General features: G+C 62.1%; 12 protein-coding genes. 4 read left to right on the forward strand and 8 right to left on the reverse strand.

From position 1 onward, the window contains the following. Positions 1 to 903, forward strand: coding sequence for a DNA integrity scanning protein DisA nucleotide-binding domain protein (locus ACYOEI_RS01445; RefSeq protein WP_462847474.1), 903 nt, complete (start codon positions 1 to 3; stop codon positions 901 to 903). 741 nt (positions 904 to 1,644) lie between these two features. Beyond that, the gene (locus ACYOEI_RS01450) at positions 1,645 to 5,733 is read left to right on the forward strand and encodes a 5'-methylthioadenosine/S-adenosylhomocysteine nucleosidase family protein (RefSeq protein ID WP_462847475.1); all 4,089 of its coding nucleotides are present in this window, start codon (positions 1,645 to 1,647) and stop codon (positions 5,731 to 5,733) included. 673 nt (positions 5,734 to 6,406) lie between these two features. Here the strand turns inward: ACYOEI_RS01450 and ACYOEI_RS01455 are convergent. The 6 genes from ACYOEI_RS01455 to ACYOEI_RS01480 all read right to left on the reverse strand — a co-directional run bounded on the left by ACYOEI_RS01455 (position 6,407) and on the right by ACYOEI_RS01480 (position 13,971). Continuing rightward, positions 6,407 to 7,798 (reverse strand): DUF1501 domain-containing protein, encoded by a 1,392-nt coding sequence (locus tag ACYOEI_RS01455; protein WP_462847476.1) that lies wholly within the window; start codon positions 7,796 to 7,798, stop codon positions 6,407 to 6,409. A 927-nt stretch (positions 7,799 to 8,725) separates the two neighbouring features. Beyond that, entirely contained in the window at positions 8,726 to 9,211 is a 486-nt protein-coding gene (locus ACYOEI_RS01460; protein ID WP_462847477.1) for a hypothetical protein, read from the reverse strand. Between the two features lie 226 nt (positions 9,212 to 9,437). Continuing rightward, positions 9,438 to 10,046 (reverse strand): hypothetical protein, encoded by a 609-nt coding sequence (locus ACYOEI_RS01465; RefSeq protein ID WP_462847478.1) that lies wholly within the window; start codon positions 10,044 to 10,046, stop codon positions 9,438 to 9,440. 323 nt (positions 10,047 to 10,369) lie between these two features. Then, on the reverse strand, positions 10,370 to 12,001 hold the full coding sequence (locus ACYOEI_RS01470) for a hypothetical protein (RefSeq protein ID WP_462847479.1): 1,632 nt from the start codon (positions 11,999 to 12,001) through the stop codon (positions 10,370 to 10,372). Positions 12,002 to 12,151: 150 nt separating this feature from the next. Beyond that, positions 12,152 to 13,366 carry a pyridoxal-phosphate-dependent aminotransferase family protein gene (locus ACYOEI_RS01475; protein ID WP_462847480.1) on the reverse strand — a complete coding sequence of 405 codons (1,215 nt, stop codon included), beginning with the start codon at positions 13,364 to 13,366 and terminating at the stop codon, positions 12,152 to 12,154. 20 nt (positions 13,367 to 13,386) lie between these two features. After that, entirely contained in the window at positions 13,387 to 13,971 is a 585-nt protein-coding gene (locus ACYOEI_RS01480) for a hydrolase (RefSeq protein ID WP_462847481.1), read from the reverse strand. 329 nt (positions 13,972 to 14,300) lie between these two features. Between ACYOEI_RS01480 and ACYOEI_RS01485 the strand changes: the two genes are divergently transcribed. Beyond that, positions 14,301 to 16,061, forward strand: coding sequence for a response regulator (locus ACYOEI_RS01485; protein ID WP_462847482.1), 1,761 nt, complete (start codon positions 14,301 to 14,303; stop codon positions 16,059 to 16,061). Beyond that, on the forward strand, positions 16,051 to 17,256 hold the full coding sequence (locus ACYOEI_RS01490) for a metallophosphoesterase (protein ID WP_462847483.1): 1,206 nt from the start codon (positions 16,051 to 16,053) through the stop codon (positions 17,254 to 17,256). Before ACYOEI_RS01485 ends, ACYOEI_RS01490 begins: the two co-directional genes overlap by 11 nt. A gap of 116 nt (positions 17,257 to 17,372) precedes the next feature. Here ACYOEI_RS01490 and ACYOEI_RS01495 read toward each other — a convergent pair whose 3' ends face one another. Further along, entirely contained in the window at positions 17,373 to 18,335 is a 963-nt protein-coding gene (locus ACYOEI_RS01495) for an N-acetylglucosamine kinase (RefSeq protein WP_462847484.1), read from the reverse strand. Beyond that, positions 18,332 to 19,249, reverse strand: coding sequence for an N-acetylmuramic acid 6-phosphate etherase (murQ, locus tag ACYOEI_RS01500; RefSeq protein ID WP_462847485.1), 918 nt, complete (start codon positions 19,247 to 19,249; stop codon positions 18,332 to 18,334). The genes ACYOEI_RS01495 and murQ overlap by 4 nt, the downstream gene beginning before the upstream one ends. Between the last annotated feature and the right edge of the window lie 46 nt (positions 19,250 to 19,295).

The raw sequence follows: 19,295 nt of genomic DNA on the forward strand, positions 1-19,295 counted from the left end.
TTGAAAACGCTGACCCGGAGCCTGGTTCGACACGCCCACGCCATCGCCCGCGAGGTGGGGGCTCGCGTGGTCCTGCTGTACGCGGACGTCGTCGAGGATGATCAGAACCTCTCCGACCTGATTCAGGACGTCGACTTCCGCGTCATCCTCGTCTCGAGGCGCGCGACCTTCCAGGCCCCTCAAGGCTGGGAGGATCTCTGCGCGATCGTCCGCGTCCCCGACATCACGATGACGCGTGCCGGCCAGATCAAGGTCGCCATGCTCGTCGCCGCGGCCGAGAACCTGCTCCGGATGGGGGACCGGATCGTCTGCCTGACGGGCATCGACGGCTCAGGCACGATCGACACGATCATCGTCCTCGACCTCGGGACCGAGCTCGAGATGTTCGCCCACTCGGCCGCCGACCCGCTCCCCCCGGACGTCACCGCCGCCGTCTTCGAGCGGCTCCTCAGCCTGGCGAGCGAGCTCGGCCTCGAAGGCCGAGAGGGAAGGCCGGTCGGCACCCTGTTCGTCGTCGGCGACAGCGACCGCGTTCTCGCCCAGAGCCACCAGCTCGTGATCAACCCGTTCCACGGCTATCCCGAGAACGAGCGGAACGTCCTCGACCCTCGCCTCGAAGAGACGATCAAGGAATTCTCCTCGATCGACGGGGCCTTCATCATCCGTGGCGACGGCGTCATCCTGAGTGCGGGCCGTTACCTCGCCCCCCACGCCAAGCTCGAAGAAGCTCTCCCCCAAGGCCTCGGCACCCGCCACGAAGCCGCCGCAGCCATCACCATGACGACCGACGCCGTGACGCTCTGCGTCTCCCAATCCACCGGAACGATCTCCATCTTCAAGCGCGGCCGCCTCATCACCGACATCGCCAAGCCCCGTGGCGGTCATGCCGCCGACGGGCTCTAGGACGACTCATGCGTGGCGAGCACACAGCACGACGTGTCGATGACCCGAGAACGCAGGCGGAAAATTAGGGAGTGGGTTCGCAGCGAAACGTAAGTACTTGCCTCCTACCCAAACCCCTCGCGTCCGATCCAAATTGGGAGGATCGTTGAGGTCGAAGGAATGCCGTTCTGGCTATCAGATAAGTCACGCTGCAGTCGCTGCGGCCAAGTCCTTCAAAGCGACGACGACGTCCTTGCTTTACCACCGGCCTGGCTGCCGGTTTATGAGCCGATGACCAATTTCCGCGAGGCGTGGTTCGACAGCGAAAGTTGGAACTCATGGCCTCACCGCGAGCGATTCATCGAAGTGTTCAACACGACCGAGCGGGAAGGAAGGGGACGGGCGGAAAGCAAGAGGACGGAACAAAATATTGACGGCGACGCGAACCATCAACACTCGACACCAAGGCCAAGCATCGACCGATAATTTGTTCCGTCCCCTTTGTTGCGTCTGCTTGACCTGAGGATAGGCTGTGGCGTGGATTGCCCCGCAGTCGCAAACGCAGCGGACCATTCGCGTTCCGTCACGCGGCTCGACTTCTTCGATAACGGTGAGACGGTTAAACTTCTGATCGAGTAGAATGGGTTGCTTTACGCCTGGCATTCTTCAGGCATGATTGCATGGATGCCAACAGAGACCAATAGCGATCGCATGCCTGAACCGGGCTGCTATCGAGAAAATTAAAAGAGGCGAATCGAGCCGATGGTTAGGTCGAAACGTCTTGCCGTCATCATTACCGCGCTTCCAGTCGAACGGGACGCTGTGAGGGAACATCTACGTTCGGTGAGCGAAGAACCTCCACTGAACGGGTCAATTTATCGACGCGGGATCTTCGATGATCGGTCAGAACCGTGGGATGTAATCCTTGCCGAAATCGGGGCCGGCAATATCACGGCCGCTGCGGAAGCAATTCGCGTCATTGACCACTATGAACCTGACATCGCACTCTTCGTCGGTGTTGCCGGGGCGATCAAGGATTTGACGCATGGAGACGTGATCGCGTCCACGAAAATTTATGCGTATGAGTCGGGGAAGGATCAGGACAAAGGGTTTAAGCCGCGCGTGAACGTCAACTTGTCCGACTACGAGCTAGAACAACGTGCACGTAATGAGGCGGGCGAGCCACATTGGCGCGAGCGAATCAAGCAACACGATACCGAACAGCGCACACCCACCGCGAAAGTCGGTCCGATCGCCTCGGGTGAGAAGGTCCTGGCCTCGGGTCGATCTGATCTTTATAAATTTATTACCTCTACATACAGCGATGCTTTGGCGGTCGAGATGGAAGGCCATGGCTTCTTGCATGGCGTTCGCATGAATCGTCATGTGATGGGCATCGTTATTCGCGGCATCTCCGATGGCATCAGGGACAAGAGAGCAAATCGCGACGAGGACTGGCAGCCCATCGCCTCGCGGCATGCGGCCGCATTTGCCTTCCAGATCCTCGCCAAGCAAGCGGATGCTGCGGGCGGATCTCCCGCTCATCTCGCTCGGACGATCGAACAAAGCCCGGGCGTACAGAAGCTGGATGCACACTGGAAGGCCCTGAGATCCATCGCCGAACATACGCTCGACGCGACGGTGTTCACGACGTCGCGGGACCGCGAGGCCAACGCTGTCTCCAAATGGCTGACCGATCCCCCCGATTCACTCCAGATGCACTCCGCTGGTTCCGCAGAAGAGCTTGACTTCCTTGCCGCGCTCGGTTCGACCGAACCACTCAAGTCTCTCCAGGATGCGCTGATAGTCAGCGACCTGGCCGCATGGCGAACATTCAGCGCCTGGCAGAGGCCGCTCATCCTGATCGCCGGACCAAACCTTCAGCTCCAGGCAACCGACATTTCCGGGGCGGTTCAAGCTGGCCACCACGTTTTCGTGGTAGGCGGAGGATCGGCTGGTCCGTTGGCCGAGAAACAACAACTCAACCGCCAGGACCATTACGCTCTCGGGAGATCATTGGCATCCTCTGGATACTCCGACGCTCGAGCCCGGAGCCTGGCGCAGGCTTCCTGCGGGAGTTCGGCGATCCTGAAACGATTGATCACTCGACACCCAAATTCGCAATTCCCGAGGTGGGCTCGCGAGGAGTTTCGCTCATCATTAGCCCCGTTCGCGCTCATCGGTGGTTGGGGCATCGCGAGCGACACCTGGTTGGTCACCGACTTTTCCAAGTTCACGTCGGACGAACTAGACGTGGAGATTAGTCGCTGGAGCCGGGGCAGTGAGCCGCTCTTACTGCGGTTCGGGGAAAGTATACTCGTGACCTCACGCGAAGACACATGGTATCTGCTCGGAGGATCGATTTCGCCGGATCTACTCAAGCGATTTTGCGATCTAGCGCTTTTTGTTTTGGAAGAGGACAATCCGGCGTTCCAGCTGGAAGCCGACCAGAGATGGCTGGCGCAAGTGGTTGGCAAGGTGCGCGAGCTATCCGAGGAACTCCGCCGGTCGATCGTCGAAACTCTCGCGCTGATGACGACTTATAAAACGGCGGAAGACCCGAACCTGGATTTCAAGCGAGTCGCAAACGATGTACTGAAAAAGGCATTACCGGAACATGCAACTTGGGAGAGATGGGCATCTTTCGGAAACAATTTGACGGTGGTTTCGGAGGCTGACCCCGAATTCTTCCTCACGCGAGTTGAAGATGACTTGAACTCATCGGAACCGGAGCTGCCCAAACTTTTCCAGGATCAAACTCATAGCATTTTTTCGAGTTCTCAGCATTACGCCCTGCTTTGGTCCCTGGAGGGTCTGGCATGGAACCCGCCCTATCTCAACCGAGTATCGATTATCCTTGCGAAGCTTGCGACTAGCGAGCCGGGAGGAGTTCATGCCAATCGACCGGAGAAGAGCCTGAAGGAGATATTCCTGCCTTGGTTCAGTCGCACCAACGCTTCAATCTCGGAGCGAGTTCAGGCTCTCCGTTGTGTCTTTGAGGTCGAGCCGGACATCGGATGGACATTACTAGCCACCCTTCTTCCGGACGGCACTCCTTCCTGCGTCAGCCCAACGCATACACCACGATGGCGACCGTGGGCCGACGGCTGGTCGAGGGAGAGGTGCAACGAGGAACGACTCAATTACCAGATCGAGATAGCCAATGTCGTAGCAGAAATCGCGGGCTTGGAGCCACGAAAATGGGCGGACGTGCTCGAAGGAATGCTACGGGCAGACCCAAAAAATTCGGAACGCGTGTTCAGGTCGTTAGATCAAATTGCGGATCTTTCTGCGAATGATAATGAATCGGTCCATACGCTGTGGCGAAAACTGAGAGATCTCGTAGCGAGGCATGAGGAGTTCGCTTCCGAACCCTGGGCCTTCCCTCCAAGCATTCGGAACAGGCTTTCCACGATTCGAGACAATCTAGCCCCAACCGATCCGGTACTCCTCCATCGCCATCTCTTCGGCCACAATCACCCGAACCTACCAGGATTGAATTTCGCCGAGGAACTTCGAGAGTATGAGACCAAGTTGCGAAGTGCCAGGCTCGACGCACTTCATCAGGTTATCTCGACAGCCGGTAGTGAAGGCGTGCTTCGCCTCTTCGATTACGCAGATAGTGCGAACGAGGTAGGCAGGCTTGTCGGGGAGGAACGATTGCTCGGCGTAGTGGACATGGGACTTCCGACATCGCTTGACCGGAGCGACGACTATCGCCCCGTATTCATCAGCGCGTATCTAAGGTCTCGCCACCTTCGCGAAGGCCAAGTTTTCGTTAACGAAATCCCGACCGTCGGGTGGTCCCCCACGCAACTCGCTAGCCTGGGCTGCCGCCTCGGATTCAACCGCGAAATCTGGGACTGGATCGAACAGCATGGACCTGAGGTGGTGAAGCAATACTGGTCGCGAGTGAGGGGGTATCTTCAGCCAACGGACTTCGAGGAGGTTCGCATCGCTTGCGAGGCATTGGTCGGGGCCGGCCGTCCACTATCCGCCGTGGGAAACGCTCACTCGGCAACTCATCACGGAATCTCATTGCCAAGCGATTTCGTCGCCGTACTCCTCGAAGCGACCCTAGAGGCCAAAGGTATTGAAGAGGGGACATCTGTCAATTCGTGCCAGTATGCCCTTCAGGAATTTGTGAAAGCCTTACAGGAGGACGGTTCGTTTGATCGAGGCCGCTTAGTTCGCATAGAGTGGGGGTTACTGCCCGTCTTGGACAAACGGCTCAGTAAGGTTCGGGCTACCACCCTCATCGGCGATGTATTGTCGCACCCGAACGCCTTCATTTCGCTCGTATCAACGGCATTTCACAAGGAGGGCGACGCTTCGTCTAACAACCCCATATCGGAACAAGACTTAGCTCTGGCTAAGAACGCCAAAGATCTTCTTGATGAACTGTCTCAACTACCGGGCGCCAATGATAGCAGCGATCCCGACTACGACTCCTTCCGCTCCTGGACCGAATCCGTGCGTTCGATGGCAGCCAGTGAGAAGAGACTGAGAGCATGCGATAACGCCCTGGGCCGACTGATTGCGAGAGCAACCTTTTCTCCGTCAGGTAATTGGCCACCACCGGCCGTATCAAAGTTCATGGAACAGTTGGGCTCTAATGAGGTTTTCGGCGGTTTCTTTGCCGTGGCTTTGACGGGGCAGGAGCAAGTTCAAGCTTCCTGGGGATCGGAAGTTCAAGAGAGGGCCGCCTCTAACAGTTTCAGAAAACTTGCCGAATTCAATCGCCCCTACAGTCCTAAACTTGCAAAAGTGTTTGTAAATATCGCCGAATATCATGAATCGCATGCTCGGCAGGCTGCTGAGGATGAAGCACGTGAGAAGATCGGTAGATAGATTCATGACCTTTTTGGAAGTTCGTTGCAGGCCAATCAGAACTCCGCTCAATGCTCACGCTGCCCGATTGTCCTCTCCGGAGTCTCCGCCTCTGATGGAAGAAAATCCCTCACGAGCACGACCTGCACCGAGGCCGCATCAGGGCTCTGCGTCCCGGTATCCGCCAGCCACTTGGCGCGGCGGATCTCGTCGTCGTAGATCTCGGGGAAGCGCGACTTGAGGAACAGGGACGCAAACAAAGGGGACGGAACAAACTATTGACGGCGACGCGAGCTATCAACTCTCGACTCCAATGCCGAGCATCGACCGATAATATGTTCCGTCCCCTTTGCTGCGTCCCGATCATGGTGGGCGTCGTGCCCTGAACGAGAGCGAGTATCGCCTTGCATCGACACCGCAGACCCGCGTCCTTCGCTCGCATGGCGAGCCGCCGAAGTTCCTTCCTTTGAGACAGCGACGACTTCTGCCACGCGTGGATGACTTTCGCTTGAATCAAGGGGAGGCTCCTTCCATCGGTGTGCTGGCCGACACGACCGAAGTGCTTGGAACCTCCCCTTTTAACCGATCAATCCGACTTCGCGAGAGGATTTGGCCAGGATCGCCTTCGCCCGAGGTCGACTTGGGATCGCAGTCCATCCAACCATCGGCGCGTCCCAGGATCGGGCAAGGCTATTTAGGACTTGCCGAGAAGCTCCGGGATCGCTTGGCCGTTGGATACGATCGGGATCGGTCGGCCGAGACGATCCGGGATTGTGATTCGTTCGTAGTCGATCCCAAGGTGGCGGTAGATGGTCGCCAGGAAGTCGTGAGGGCCGACACGGCGATCGACGACGTCCTCGCCCCGGGCGTCCGTCGCGCCGATGACTTGACCGCCTTCGATCCCGCCACCCGACCAGATCATCGAGTTCGCTCGGTTCCAGTGATCTCGGCCTGGTTGGGTCGTCCCCGCCGGTGCGCTTGCCACGCCTCCTCCGCTGCTTGGCACGTAGGAGATGCGGGGAGTGCGGCCGAATTCGCCCGTGACGATGACCAGGACACGCTCCTGGAGCCCCCGGTCATGAATGTCCTGGATCAGGGCGGAGACCGCCTGGTCGAAATACGGGGCGCGAAACTTGAGGGCGTCGAAGACGTGGTGGTTGACGGCGTGGTCGTCCCAGTTCGCGACCCGGCCGCAGAGCGGGCCGTCGAAGGTCGTGGTGACGAGGTCGACCCCCGCCTCGACGAGCCGACGAGCCATGAGACACTGTTGCCCCCAGGCATGGCGGCCGTAACGGTCGCGGAGCTTCGGGTCTTCGCGAGAGATGTCGAATGCGCGGGCGGCCTGAGGGCTGGTCATGAGCTCGAGCGCGCGGGCCTGGAAATCGTCCATGGTCCGCTCGATCTCGGAGCGATCAAGCTCACGCCGGAGATCGTCGAAAGTCTGGCGGAGGCGATCTCGAACCCGAAGGCGTTCGTCCGCCCCGACGTCGCCGAAGTTGACGCGGAAGTCCGGGGCCGACGGGTCGCCCGTCACGGCGAACGGCTCGTAGGTCGAGCCGAGGAATGCCGGGCCCGCGATGCGAAACCCATCATAACCGTGAATCGGGTTAACCCCGACGTAGTTCGGCAAGGCCCGGTCTTTCCTCTTCACGAGATAGTTGGCGACCGCGAGCACATCGGGGAAGACCGGACCGGGCTTGTCCTGAGGGTCGGGATCGCCGGAGAGCAGTTGGAGTGAACCGGCCGGGTGACCTCCGCCCGTGTGCGACATCGAGCGTAAGACGCTGAACTTGTCCGAGATCGCCGCCTGCAGCGGAAGCAATTCGGTCAACCGCAGCCCGCTGGTTTTGGTGTCCAACGGCGCGAATGGCCCCCGGAAATCCGACGGCGCTTCCGGCTTCGGGTCGTAAGTATCCAGATGGCTGCACCCGCCCCGGAGCCAGACGAGGATCACCGCCTTCCGTTCCTGCGTCGGGGCGGCCTCCGCCCGCAGTTGGAGCAAGCCCGGCAGCGACAACGACCCCATCCCAACCAGGCCCGCCCTCAGGAATTCTCGGCGAGACCCCACCCCGACTGCGTGCGTCATGAGTTTCCCTGAAAGGAAGAGACGGAAGGCCCACTCGTCTCAATCTTATCACAATCGCATTGAAGCTTCTATGTGGGGAGGTCGACCGCGGCGGTTGGCCTGGCAAAAATTAATTCTTGTTTATAGTTATAAATGCAACAGCTTCACAGAATTTATGGCATGATGATGAATGCGGCGAGGCGACCCATGACTGATCCGGGGAGGATCGGAGTTAGGCCTTCGAGCTCTCCTCTCGCAGGATAAGGAATTTTGCCGATCTGGCGAGTGCAATCCACGCCTATGAATAGAGACGGCATACGATGACAACGGAAGCATCTTTTGGTGATTCGCGGACTTCTCCCGTCCGCCTCGCATGCCTTTTTGGCGATAATCATACGAGGGATAGCGAAAGCGCTGAGGCGACGGCTGGGATCTGCGGCCGCGCAGGGTTAGGCTTCATCCTCTGCGATAACCGATGACTTTGAACCATGGTGCCCGCACGCCCGACAGGCTGCCACTCGCTTGTTCTCCCAAATGTTACCGGACTTTCCGCATCGGGTACAACGCTTCGAGGTGGAGGGGCAAGCGTTGCAGGCGGAGCAGGATCGCATCAACCGGGTGCGTACGGCGATTTTGATGAGCAGCGAAAGGCAGACCGGGCAATGTCGTTTGCCTCGCCGCAACTTAGTTGGGGACGTTGAGCGATTCTGGCGACTATGGGGTGCGATATCGTCTTGTTGCCAGCCCGACATGGCCTCTCCCGAGATTTTCGCCGAATAGCGAATGATTTTTTGGAGACTCTTTCACTCCTGCATGCCGAGCAAGGGATTGAGAAATCTGCGGCTCGGGGAAGTTTGGAAAGCAGCATGCAGTTAACCCAGCAAAGGGCCGTAACCTCGAACACGTGACGAGAATTACGAATTATCCCCTTTGCGACCCAACGGCACTTCATGGCGAGACGGGAGTTTGATTTGCCCGGGAGGCTTCTCTTTGCATCTCGGTCGAGTGCTTCCTCCTCTCAATCCACCGGTCATTGTTGGTGCTTATTATTGTTGGCTTGCCTTGCGCATTCTTCCTGGCTGCATATATCGCACTCTCGTATCCCCACCAAATCAATGGGGCATTGAGCGTGAAAAGAATAACCAGAGCTAATATAACACCGATGGCTTCTTTGGCAGCAGTGCGGATGCCATCCAGGGGTTGGAAAAGGGAGGGCTGTGGGCTGTCATAGCTCCGTCCTCGATGCCAAGTCACTAACGCCAAGTTCACCAGCCACGTCAGAATACTCATGATGACTGATGGAAACCGCCAAGGATCACGGTCGGCCGCATGAGAAGCGGAGAACATTAGGACGACCAATGATGCGGCAAGGCCGGTCAATGCTGCGCCTCTCGCAACCTTGATTGCGAACACCACCGCGATCTCCAAACTCATAGATCGGTGAATCGGCCTGCCGATCGATATTGAGTATTCTCCGGCAGGCATCCCGTTTTATCCAGAACAAGCCGATCGCGAAGCATCGATGTCAAGGCTCCACTGGGCCGGGTAGGCCTGGGTAGTCGCGATTGACGATCCTCCCTCCCTGAGCTTCTTGGCGCGACTTGTCTTCTTTTCTGATCTCCAATCTGGGACGCGAACCCTCAACGCTTCGGAGCGATGATCAATACGCGTCTCCCCGGCTCATCGGGCCTGGTCGGTAATACCGGGTGACCCATCCCCCTAAGACTGCGAACAGCAGAGGCAGGCCGCAGAAAAGCACAATCGGAGCGAGGACCGCAAAGATGATCGCGTAGGTCCATTCCAGAGTGGCGACCCCAAAAGTCCACTTGGACGGAGCGCGAGAGAGCAACTCGCCGTGACCGGACAGTTGTGCCAATCCCTGGAAGCTCGCGAGGGCGACCTTTCGGCTGATCTTCATACTCGACTCGAGCATTCTCCCGGGCGACATCAGGCAGCATGCGATGACGGCGAGGGTCGCCGGGGTACCAGCGAAGACGAATCCGACGGTCCTAGCGGAGTGTAAGTGACGCTTATGCAAAAGGTAGACGCCGATGAGGAGGGCATCGAGCATCGGGAGCAAGTAAAAGGAAAAGACCGCCCAGTAATCAGGGGTCGGAGAAATGATCGGATCAACCAAGATATGTGGCAGAACATGTAAGTCTGCCGCCTTCACGGCACCGAGGAATGTCGCCCGGATGACAGCGAAATTAATCGCAACGACAAGGATTGCGAATCCGATCGCCCCGACAGAGAGCCTGGAAACCTTCATCTCTATCCTCCATGACGCCGCATCCATTGACAACGAACCGACAACGAGACGTTGATCAAGTGCATTCGGTGAGCGAGCGTCGAAGTCAAGGACGTGACTGGATCGAGAGACTACGGCGAATCGAGCTGGCACCCGGCCTTGTGGTCGATCCGTGAAGGTCCGATTCAGGCCGAGTGTCAGTCCGCGTTCTCCACCGGACGTGCGTAACGGGAACGACGACCGCTTGGCAAAAGACCGATGGGCGATGCCCACCCTACGATGGGAGATCGTCCCATAGGGTGGACATCGCCCACCAAAAGCGCTCGACATTTTCAAGCGACAGATCAACGCCCCTTGTTGATCTGATCGAAGTATCCTTTGATGTGCTTCTCGACGTTCTTGGGGACCTTCTGGTTCGTCAGGGCTTCGGCGGAGAGGCCGACGGAGGTTTCCATCTCGCCTTGGATGTCGATGACGCTCTGCCCCTTCAGGGGGTTGTCGGAGCGGCTGAAGCCTTCCATGACGGCTTTGCCCTTGCCGAGCTGCATCTTTTGCTTGGCGGTGTAGAGGGCCGTGGAATCGGCGGCCTCGGGGCGATCGCCCTGGCCCCGACCGCGGCCGAGGCCGCTGCCTTTGCCCTGGCCGTCACCGCGGCCCATCCCGGCCATGTCGCCGAAGCTCTCGCCGATCTGGTTCATGCCGTCGTTGGCCATGCCGCTCTTGGCGTCCTGGAGGTCGGCGAGGGCGCCGTCGAGTGACTCCATCTCTTGGAGTTGCTTGGCCATCTCGCTGAGCTGCTGCTGGGACATCCCCAGGGCGGAGGCGGCCTTCTTCATGTCACCCTTTTGAAGCTGCTCTTGCGCCTGTTCGAGCTTGGACGCAAGCTGCTGGAGTTGCTTGAGGCTCTTGGCCTGGTCCGCGAGCTTGGCCATCTCCTTCTCGAACTGCTCTTGAGACAGCCCGCCGTTCTTCTTGGCCTCCTCGAGCTGCTTCTTGCGCTGGTCGAGGTTGGCGAGCTTTTCGAGCTGCTTGGCCATGTCGCCGAGCTGCTCCTTCAAGGCTTTCTTTTCCGCCTCGTCCATCTTGCCGGACTGGAGCTTCTCCTGAAGCTTCTTCAGCTCGTTGGCGGCCTTCTGAAAGTCGCCCTTGGCGAGGTCCTTGTTAAAACTCTCGGCGGGGCCGTTGCTGGCCATGTCCTTGAGCTGTTGGAGCTGTCGGGTGACCTGGTCGGGCGAGCCGAGCTTCTTCTGGCGGTCCTTCACGGCGTCGGTCAGCTTGTTGAGCTCGACCAGTGCCTTGTCCTTCTGGGACGGCGGGGCTTTCGCGAGGTCTTCGGCGGCCTTCTGGATGTCGGCGAGGAGTTTGTCGGCCTCGGCGAACTTCGCCTTGTCCATCTCCTTGCGTTGGCTGGCGATCTTCTTGCCGAGCGACTTCGTCTGGTCGATCACGACCTTGCGGTCGATCAGCTCGGAGGGCTTGGCGAGAGCCTTCGATTGGGTCAGGCTGGGCAGCGAGAGCAGCACGCCCGCGACGAAGGCGGGAACCAGGGGGACCCAGGCCCGCCTGGGGAGCCTCGGGCCGAACTGCATGCCGATTTCGAGCGAGCCGACGTGTCGGATCGCGTCGGCCATCAACGCGCGGCCGGCGGAGCTGTCGCGGAGATCCTCGGGGAGCGTGAGCGCCGTGCTGAGCCGTTCGTTGAGGTGGAAGGCCCGGTCGATGGCAACCGCGGCGTCGATCCGGCTGGGGCCGGTCAGAAGGGCGACCAAAGCCGCGATCAGGACCCCAACCCCCGCGGCGATCGCGAATGGCAACCAATCGGCGCCGGGCAGGGGACGGTTCGCGTACTTCTCGAACGCGATGACCCCCGCGACGACGAGGAGCGTTCCCCCCCACGACCAGACGAGTGCGGTGAGGAAGCGCTGGAACCGCAACCGACGCCAGACCCGACCGATCGGCTTCTGCAGCTCACGCACGGCACGGCCCTCCCTCGAAGGATCGCCTCTCCGACGAACGTCATTGACTGGAAGTGTACCAGACCCCTCGCCGAGTGACAAGGCTCTGATCCGAACCCGTTCGGATGTGAAGATGAGGGACCAGAGTCCTCCGACCCCTCATCTTGTTGATCAACGCGAAACCAGGTCCGCTTCCTGGGCGTAGGCGTCGGACGCGGCGGCCAAGGCGGCTCCCGCTTCGAGGGGATGACCAAGGTCGCGAAGGCAAGTCTCGAGGGCCGCCAGGACCTGAGTCACGTTCGCGCGTCGTGAGCCGTGTCCCATCAACCCGATCCGCCAGGCCTGGCCCTTGAGGGAGCCGAGGCCACCCCCCACCTCGATCCCCCACTCCTGCAGGAGTCGTCGGCGCACGGTCATGTCGTCGATCCCGTCCGGGATCCGGGCGCAGGTGAGTTGCGGGAGTTGGTGGCCTTCGACCGTGTGGACGCCGACGCCCATCGCGGCCAGGCCCGCCTTGAGGGCACGGGCGTTCAGGGCATGCCGGGCATGCCTCGCCTCGAGGCCTTCCTCGACGACCAGCGCGAGGGCTTCGCGGAGCGCGTAGTTCATGCTGATCGGCGCGGTGTGGTGGTAGACGCGGTCGCTACCCCAATAGCGCTGGATCAGGGACATGTCGAGATACCAGCTCTGGACCTTCGTCTTCCTCGAGCTGATCACGTCCGCGGCGCGCGGGCTGAACGAGACCGGGGCGAGGCCAGGCGGGCAACTCAGGCACTTCTGGGTACCCGAGTAGACTGCGTCGATCTCCCAGGCATCGATCTCGACGGGGACGCCCGCGAGCGAGGTCACCGTGTCGATGGCGATCAACGCGCCGCCTTCGTGGGCGATCTTGGCGATCTCGTCGACCGGCTGCCAGGCACCCGTCGAGGTCTCGGCGTGGACGATGCCGACCACCTTGGGTCCGACCTTCTTGACTGCGGCACGGACTTCCTCGGGGTCGAAGACTTCGCCGTACGGCCGCTCGATCGCCGTCACAACCGCCCCGGCACGTTGGGCCACGTCGACCATCCGGCTGCCGAAAACGCCGTTGACGCAGACGAGCATCTTGTCGCCCGGCTCGATCAGGTTGACGACGACCGCTTCCATGCCCGCCGAGCCCGTCCCCGAGACCGCCATCGTCAGGCGATTCTCGGTCTGGAAGACGTAGCGGAGGAGATTCTGCATCTCGTCCATGAGCCCGACGAATTCGGGGTCGAGGTGGCCGAGCAGGGGCATCCCGAGCGCGGAGAGGACTCGGGGGTGGACCTCGCTCGGGCCGGGGCCCAGCAAAAGCCTCGGCGACGGACTCAAGGGCGCGGGGGTTGCGGGGCGTTGGGGTGCGGGCACGGCAGGGTCCTTCGTGATCGTTAACGGTCGGCGTCGGATTTGGCGGGGGGAACGAACGACTTGATCAACTCGCTGATCGCCTTGAATTGCGGCCGGTCGGCCGTCTCGGTCCACTCGAAGAGAACGGCCTCGGTCGTCGAGACGACCACCCCGGCCCGCTCGAGCCGGCGCAAGGCGAATTCCCAATCCATCTTGGAACGAGACGCGACCGCGTCCGCGGGGACCTGGACCCGGAACCCGAGCGTCAAGAGCTCGAGTGCGGTCTGGGCTACGCAGACGTGCGCCTCGACGCCCGCCAGGGTGACGTGGCGGATCCGCTGTCCGTACAATTGTTCGAGTAATTGCGGGACCGCGCAACAATGGAACGTCGTCTTCGAAGGGCGTTGGGGGATCAGAGCCGAAAGTTCCGGCACGGTCGGCCCGAGCCCCTGCGGGTATTGCTCGGTCGCCCAGGCGGGGAGCCCGAGGATCCCGGCGCCTTTGACCAGTCGGACCGCGTTCGCGACCATGAGGTCGCGGAATTTCATCCGCCCGATCAGTTTTTCCTGGACGTCGATGACGAGCAACGCGCCCCGTTCCGCCGTCAGGCGTTCGGTGATCCCCATGGTATCAGGTGGCTCCTGGATGTCCCCGCGTCGGGGGGTCGAGAGTCAGCGATGCTAGTGGCCCCGTCGCGTCATTGTCAAGCCGCGCGAGGCGTGCCCGGGCGCGTCCCTGGGCGATCCGATCTGAGGGCGTCCGCCCGGGCTCGAACGGACACTCATGAGACGAGTGACGGCCGCACGATAAATAGGGAATCAGCCGGCTGGTCGGGTCACGCTTGACTTGCCGGAAATGGGTGACCACCGGTACCATGGGACTCTCGAAAGCATCGGCCCGGAGCTGCCTCCCGGGGCGGTTTCGAGCCGACCGCGAACTTGCAAGGGCAACACGTGTGACGGAGAAGCCTCGACTCCTTGTCATCGAACGTGACGGCCATTCGGGGATCTCGCCGCGCGCCTTGCTGGGCGATCATTATGAGATCGTGACCACCCGGTCCACGGCCCGTGCTCTCATCCTGCTCCGCGAGCAGGAATTCTCGGGGGTCTACGCCGACACGGCCCAGCTCTCCGCGATCCGCTGGGCCGGGGTCATGATGCAGGCCGATGAGATCCTCGACGCCATCTCCGACGGAGTGTCGGTCGTCGACCCCGACCTCCGAGTCCTCTGGGCGAACCCCGAGTTCCAGTCCCTCTCCGACCCGGCCGTCGAGGCCATCGGGAGCAAGTTCTACCGGGCGCTGGGGAACCCCGAGGTGATCGGCAGCGAGCCGTGCCCGTTCACCTCGGCCGTCGCGTCCCGGGTCCCTTCGAGCACCGTACTGAGGATCGGCGCGAACCGCTATTTGCGGGTGACCGTCACGCCGGTGTTCGACGCCGGTAACAACTTGACCCAGCTCATCGCGTTGACGCGCGACATCACCGACGAGACGCAGCAACAGCTCAAGATCAACGCCATCCACAAGGCGGGGGACGAGCTGGCCGACCTGACCCCCGAGGAGCTTTCCGAGCTCGGCGTCGAGGAGCGGACCGACCTGTTGAAATACAACATCGTCCGCCACATGAAAGACCTTCTCGGCTTGGACTTCATCGAAATCCGTGTCCTCGACACCACCACGGCGAGGTTGGTCCCGCTCCTGACGGAGGGGATGACCCCGGTCGCCGCGAACCGCGAACTATACGCTCGCAAGGAAGGCAATGGAGTGACCGGATTCGTGGCGGCGACCGGCCAGAGCTACCTCTGTCCCGACGCGACTCACGACCCGCTCTACCTCGAAGGGGCGGCGGGGGCGAGGAGCTCGCTGACCGTCCCCTTGATCTACCACGGCACGGTCATCGGGACGCTCAACGTCGAAAACGCCCGCCCCGATGCCTTCGACGATCGCGACCGGCAATTCCTCGAGATTTACGCCCGAAACGTCGCCTCGGCGCTGAACACCCTGGAGTTGCTCCAGGCCGAGAAATTCAGCACCGCGACCGCGTCGGTCGATGCGATCAGCCGGGAGTTGGCGCTGCCGCTCGACGACATCCTCAGCGACGCCACGACGGTGCTCGACCGATACGCCGGGCACGACGACGACATCATCGCCCGGCTCCGCCACCTGCTCATCCGGGCCCGCGAGATCCGCAGCCTGATCCAGAAGGTCGGCTCGTCGATCGTCCCCGAGCCGAAACGCAACGGGCCACGCCCCACCCTACGCCTGGCCGACAAGCGGATCCTGGTGGTGGACGCCGACGAGACGATCAGGCGCTCCGCCCACCACCTCCTCGGCAGCCAGGGGGCGATCGTGGAAACCGCCCGCGACGCCCACGAGGCGATCGCCCTGGCCCGACAAACCCCGTATTCCGCCGCCCTCGCCGACATCCGGCTCCCGGACCTCGACGGGTACGAGACCTTCCGCAGGCTCCGCGAGGTCCAGCCGGGCGTACCGATCATCCTGATGACGGGCTTCGGGTGGGATCCCGCCCACTCGATCGTCAAGGCCCGCCAGGAAGGGCTCCAGACCGTCCTCTACAAACCCTTCCGTGCCGATCGCCTGATGGAGGCCGTCGAACAGGCCCTTCTCCCGGCGTCCAGCCCCCCACCTCCCACTCCCCAGGGCTCACCCCGTCCCGAGTCCCCCGTCCTCCCTGAGGCCAAGGCCCATGAGTCTTGATTGGTTCCTGTTGCTCTGCCTGATGGTCGGCCACGTCAGTCTGTTCGTCGTCGTCGTCAATGTCGTCCACGCGCTTGGGATGACCGACGAGCGTATGCACAAAATTAAAATTTTACTGCTGGTTGCCCTCTTCAGCGGCATGGTCGGGATCCTCTACGAGTTCTCCCAGGGGGCGTGGGACGTCTGGTCGTTCCCGCTCCGCGTGTATACCGCGGTATGCCTCGCGATCAGCCTGATCGGGATCCCCACCACCACGATCCTCCGCCATCGACGGAGCCACCCGGTCCCGATCTCCGAGCGGTCGAACGAGATCGACTTCGCCGCGATCCACGGGGCCGACGCCCTGATCGGCGAGGGGCGTTACGCATCCTTGCTCCGGATCAAGGCGAACGAATCGCTCCGGCTCTGCAAGCGCGAGTGGGAAGTGACCGTGCCCTCCCTGCCGGCGGCCCTGGACGGCCTGAGCCTGCTCCAGATCACCGACCTGCACTTCGCCCCCTGCTTTCAACGCAAGTACTTCGAGCTGGTCGCGGCGGAGGCCAAGGCCTGGGAGGCCGACCTCGTCCTGTTCACGGGCGACCTGATCGATCACCACGAGTCGCTCGATTGGATCGTCCCGGTCCTCTCGGGGCTGAAGGGCCGCCTGGGCACCTACGCGATCCTCGGCAACCACGATTACGACCAGGATCATCAGCATATCGGCAAACAACTCGAGGTTGCCGGCTTCACGAACCTCGAAGGGGCCTGGGCTCGTCTCGAGGTCGATGGGAAGACGCTCGCGCTGGGCGGGACGTCTTATCCCTGGGGTCCGATGCTCGACCTCCGCTACCACAGCGACGCCGACTTCCGGATCCTCCTGAGCCACTCGCCCGACCTCTTCTACCGCGCGGCGTCGGCGGGGATCGACCTGATGCTCTCGGGCCACAACCACGGCGGCCAGATCCGACTCCCCATCATCGGCCCGGTTTTCATGCCGAGCGTGTTCTCCCGACACTTCGACCGGGGCTTCTTCCAGTCCCAGCGGACTCTCCTGCACGTGAGCCAGGGGATCGCCGGCAAGCACCCGATCCGGATCGGGTGCGTCCCCGAGATCGGCCGGTTCATCCTCCGAGCCCCTCGCGAAACCACCGCCCAGGCCGCGGCTCGCGGTGCCGGCCGGCGCCAGGAAAGTCCGGATTCGCTAATCCGGCCCTGAAACCCCGCAGGATTTCGTATAAGCCCGAAGCGTCCGCGAGTAAATCTCCCCCGAATACTCGGGAGGATTCACTCGCGGACGCTTCGGGCTTGTACTGGGAAAAGGCAAACCGATGGTCAACGGCTGGACTGCGGGAGAACGGATCCGCGGTAGGCTTGCCCAGCCAGGATGAGAGCTCCTTTGACGGGCTCAGGGACCGGAGAGGGCAGGGGGGAGTAGCCCCGACACTCGAGGGCGTCAAGAAGGCCTCGCCTCACGGCTTCGGTCGCCAGGAGGAATCCGCCGGCCAGCGCCAGAGGCAAGGGGCCGGTATCCCAACCGAGCGAGGCCGCGACCGCCGCTGCGGCCGCCCCCAGATCGTGCCCGGCCGGCTCGAGGAGTTCGGTGACGATCGTGGGATCATCCTCCGCCGCCCGAGAGACGACGGGTGCCAGTCCCGCGATTTGGGTCCGATCGAGTGGGGGACCGTGGATGGCCGAAATCAGGCCGGACGAATCGGCGACGCCGAGGGCGTCGCAAAGCCGTATTGTGAGGGGATCGACTGAAGCGGGCTTCGCCTCGCGACCGTCGGAACGCCGAGCCACCCGTCGGAGCGCATCGACGACCACGGAGTACGCGCTCCCTTCGTCGCCGAAGAGGTGGCCCCATCCGCCCGCTCGGGCCAAGTTCCCTTGGGGATCGCGACCCACCGCGATCGATCCCGTCCCTGCGATGACACCGACCCCCCAGCCTTCCGGGGTGCCGGCGGCAAGGACGAGCGCCCCGTCGGTGACCGGGAGGAGCGCCCTGGCCAGTGAGACGCGCCCGGCCCATTCCTGGAGCAAGACCTGGTCGTCCGGCCGCGCGAAGCCCGCGAGCCCGAGGCAGGCGACCTCGACCGTCGATGGAGTGCGTCCGGCCTCCTGAAAAGCCCGTCCGATCGCGGCCTCAAGCGATTCGAAGGCCGACGGCATGCCGACAGCCTTGGGATTGGAAGGGCCAGCCGTCCCCTTGCCGAGGACGTGCCCTTCGGCATCGGCAAGCCAAGCGACGGTGGTGGTCCCTCCGCCGTCGATCCCGAGCAAGAGGGGCTGGCTCATGACGACTCCGAAGTCGAAGCGGACCGGACGGCCGCCCGGACCTGGCCGCCGTTCTCCTCGAGGAGACGGAGGGCCACCTCAGGTTCGACATCCGCCAGGGCCGCCACCAGGGCCCGCTTGAGCTGGCCTTCCGATCGTTCGAGCAACGCGGCGGCGCGGGCGTCGTCGAGGTCCGCCAATTCGCGGAGGATTCGACGGGAACGGATCCGCAACTTCTCGTTCGTCGGCCGAAGGTCGATCATCCGGTTTCCCAGGGTCTTCCCGACCCGGACCATGGCCCCTGTGGTGATCATATTCAGGATCATCTTGGTCGCGGTCCCCGCTTTCAGGCGAGTCGACCCCGAAAGGACTTCGGGCCCGACGAGCGGCGCGATCTCGAGGTCGACCTCATCGCCGAGGGCGCTCGGGCGGTTGCAAGCGATCCCGACCGTCGCGATCCCGAGCTCTCTGGCCGATCGCACCGCGCCGAGGACGTAGGGCGTGCGGCCCGATGTCGCGATCCCGACGAGCAAATCCCGGGGCGTGGGCGAAAGGGCCCCGAAGTCGGCCGCGCCTCGGACGGGGTCGTCTTCGGCCCCCTCAATCGCACGTGTCAGGGCCGAATGGCCGCCGGCGATGAGGCCGACGACCATCTCGGGTGGAGTTCCGAACGTCGGCGGGCACTCCGAAGCGTCGAGCACTCCGAGCCTCCCCGACGTCCCCGCGCCGATGTAGATGAGTCGGCCTCCGGCACGGAACCGCTCGGCCGTCCACTCGATGGCCGTCGCAATCGCCGCCGACTCGGCTTTGACCGCCTCCACGACCCCGGCATCCTCCACGTTCATCAGCGTGACGATTTCGAGGGCGCTCAGGCGGTCGAGGTCCTCGGACTTCGGATTTCTCGCCTCGGTGAGTAAGTGGTCTTCCTTCGCCATGACTCGATCGATCGCTCCTAAACGATTCCTAAATGACGTCCCCCGC

Source organism: Singulisphaera rosea (assembly GCF_054877945.1).

Coding starts and splice junctions, on each gene's coding strand:
- ACYOEI_RS01480 (WP_462847481.1), bottom strand. CDS start 13,971: ATGGGGATCACCGAACGCCTGACGGCGGAACGGGGCGCGTTGCTCGTC.
- murQ (WP_462847485.1), bottom strand. CDS start 19,249: ATGGCGAAGGAAGACCACTTACTCACCGAGGCGAGAAATCCGAAGTCC.
- ACYOEI_RS01460 (WP_462847477.1), bottom strand. CDS start 9,211: ATGAGTTTGGAGATCGCGGTGGTGTTCGCAATCAAGGTTGCGAGAGGC.
- ACYOEI_RS01495 (WP_462847484.1), bottom strand. CDS start 18,335: ATGAGCCAGCCCCTCTTGCTCGGGATCGACGGCGGAGGGACCACCACC.
- ACYOEI_RS01455 (WP_462847476.1), bottom strand. CDS start 7,798: ATGACGCACGCAGTCGGGGTGGGGTCTCGCCGAGAATTCCTGAGGGCG.
- ACYOEI_RS01490 (WP_462847483.1), top strand. CDS start 16,051: ATGAGTCTTGATTGGTTCCTGTTGCTCTGCCTGATGGTCGGCCACGTC.
- ACYOEI_RS01465 (WP_462847478.1), bottom strand. CDS start 10,046: ATGAAGGTTTCCAGGCTCTCTGTCGGGGCGATCGGATTCGCAATCCTT.
- ACYOEI_RS01450 (WP_462847475.1), top strand. CDS start 1,645: ATGGTTAGGTCGAAACGTCTTGCCGTCATCATTACCGCGCTTCCAGTC.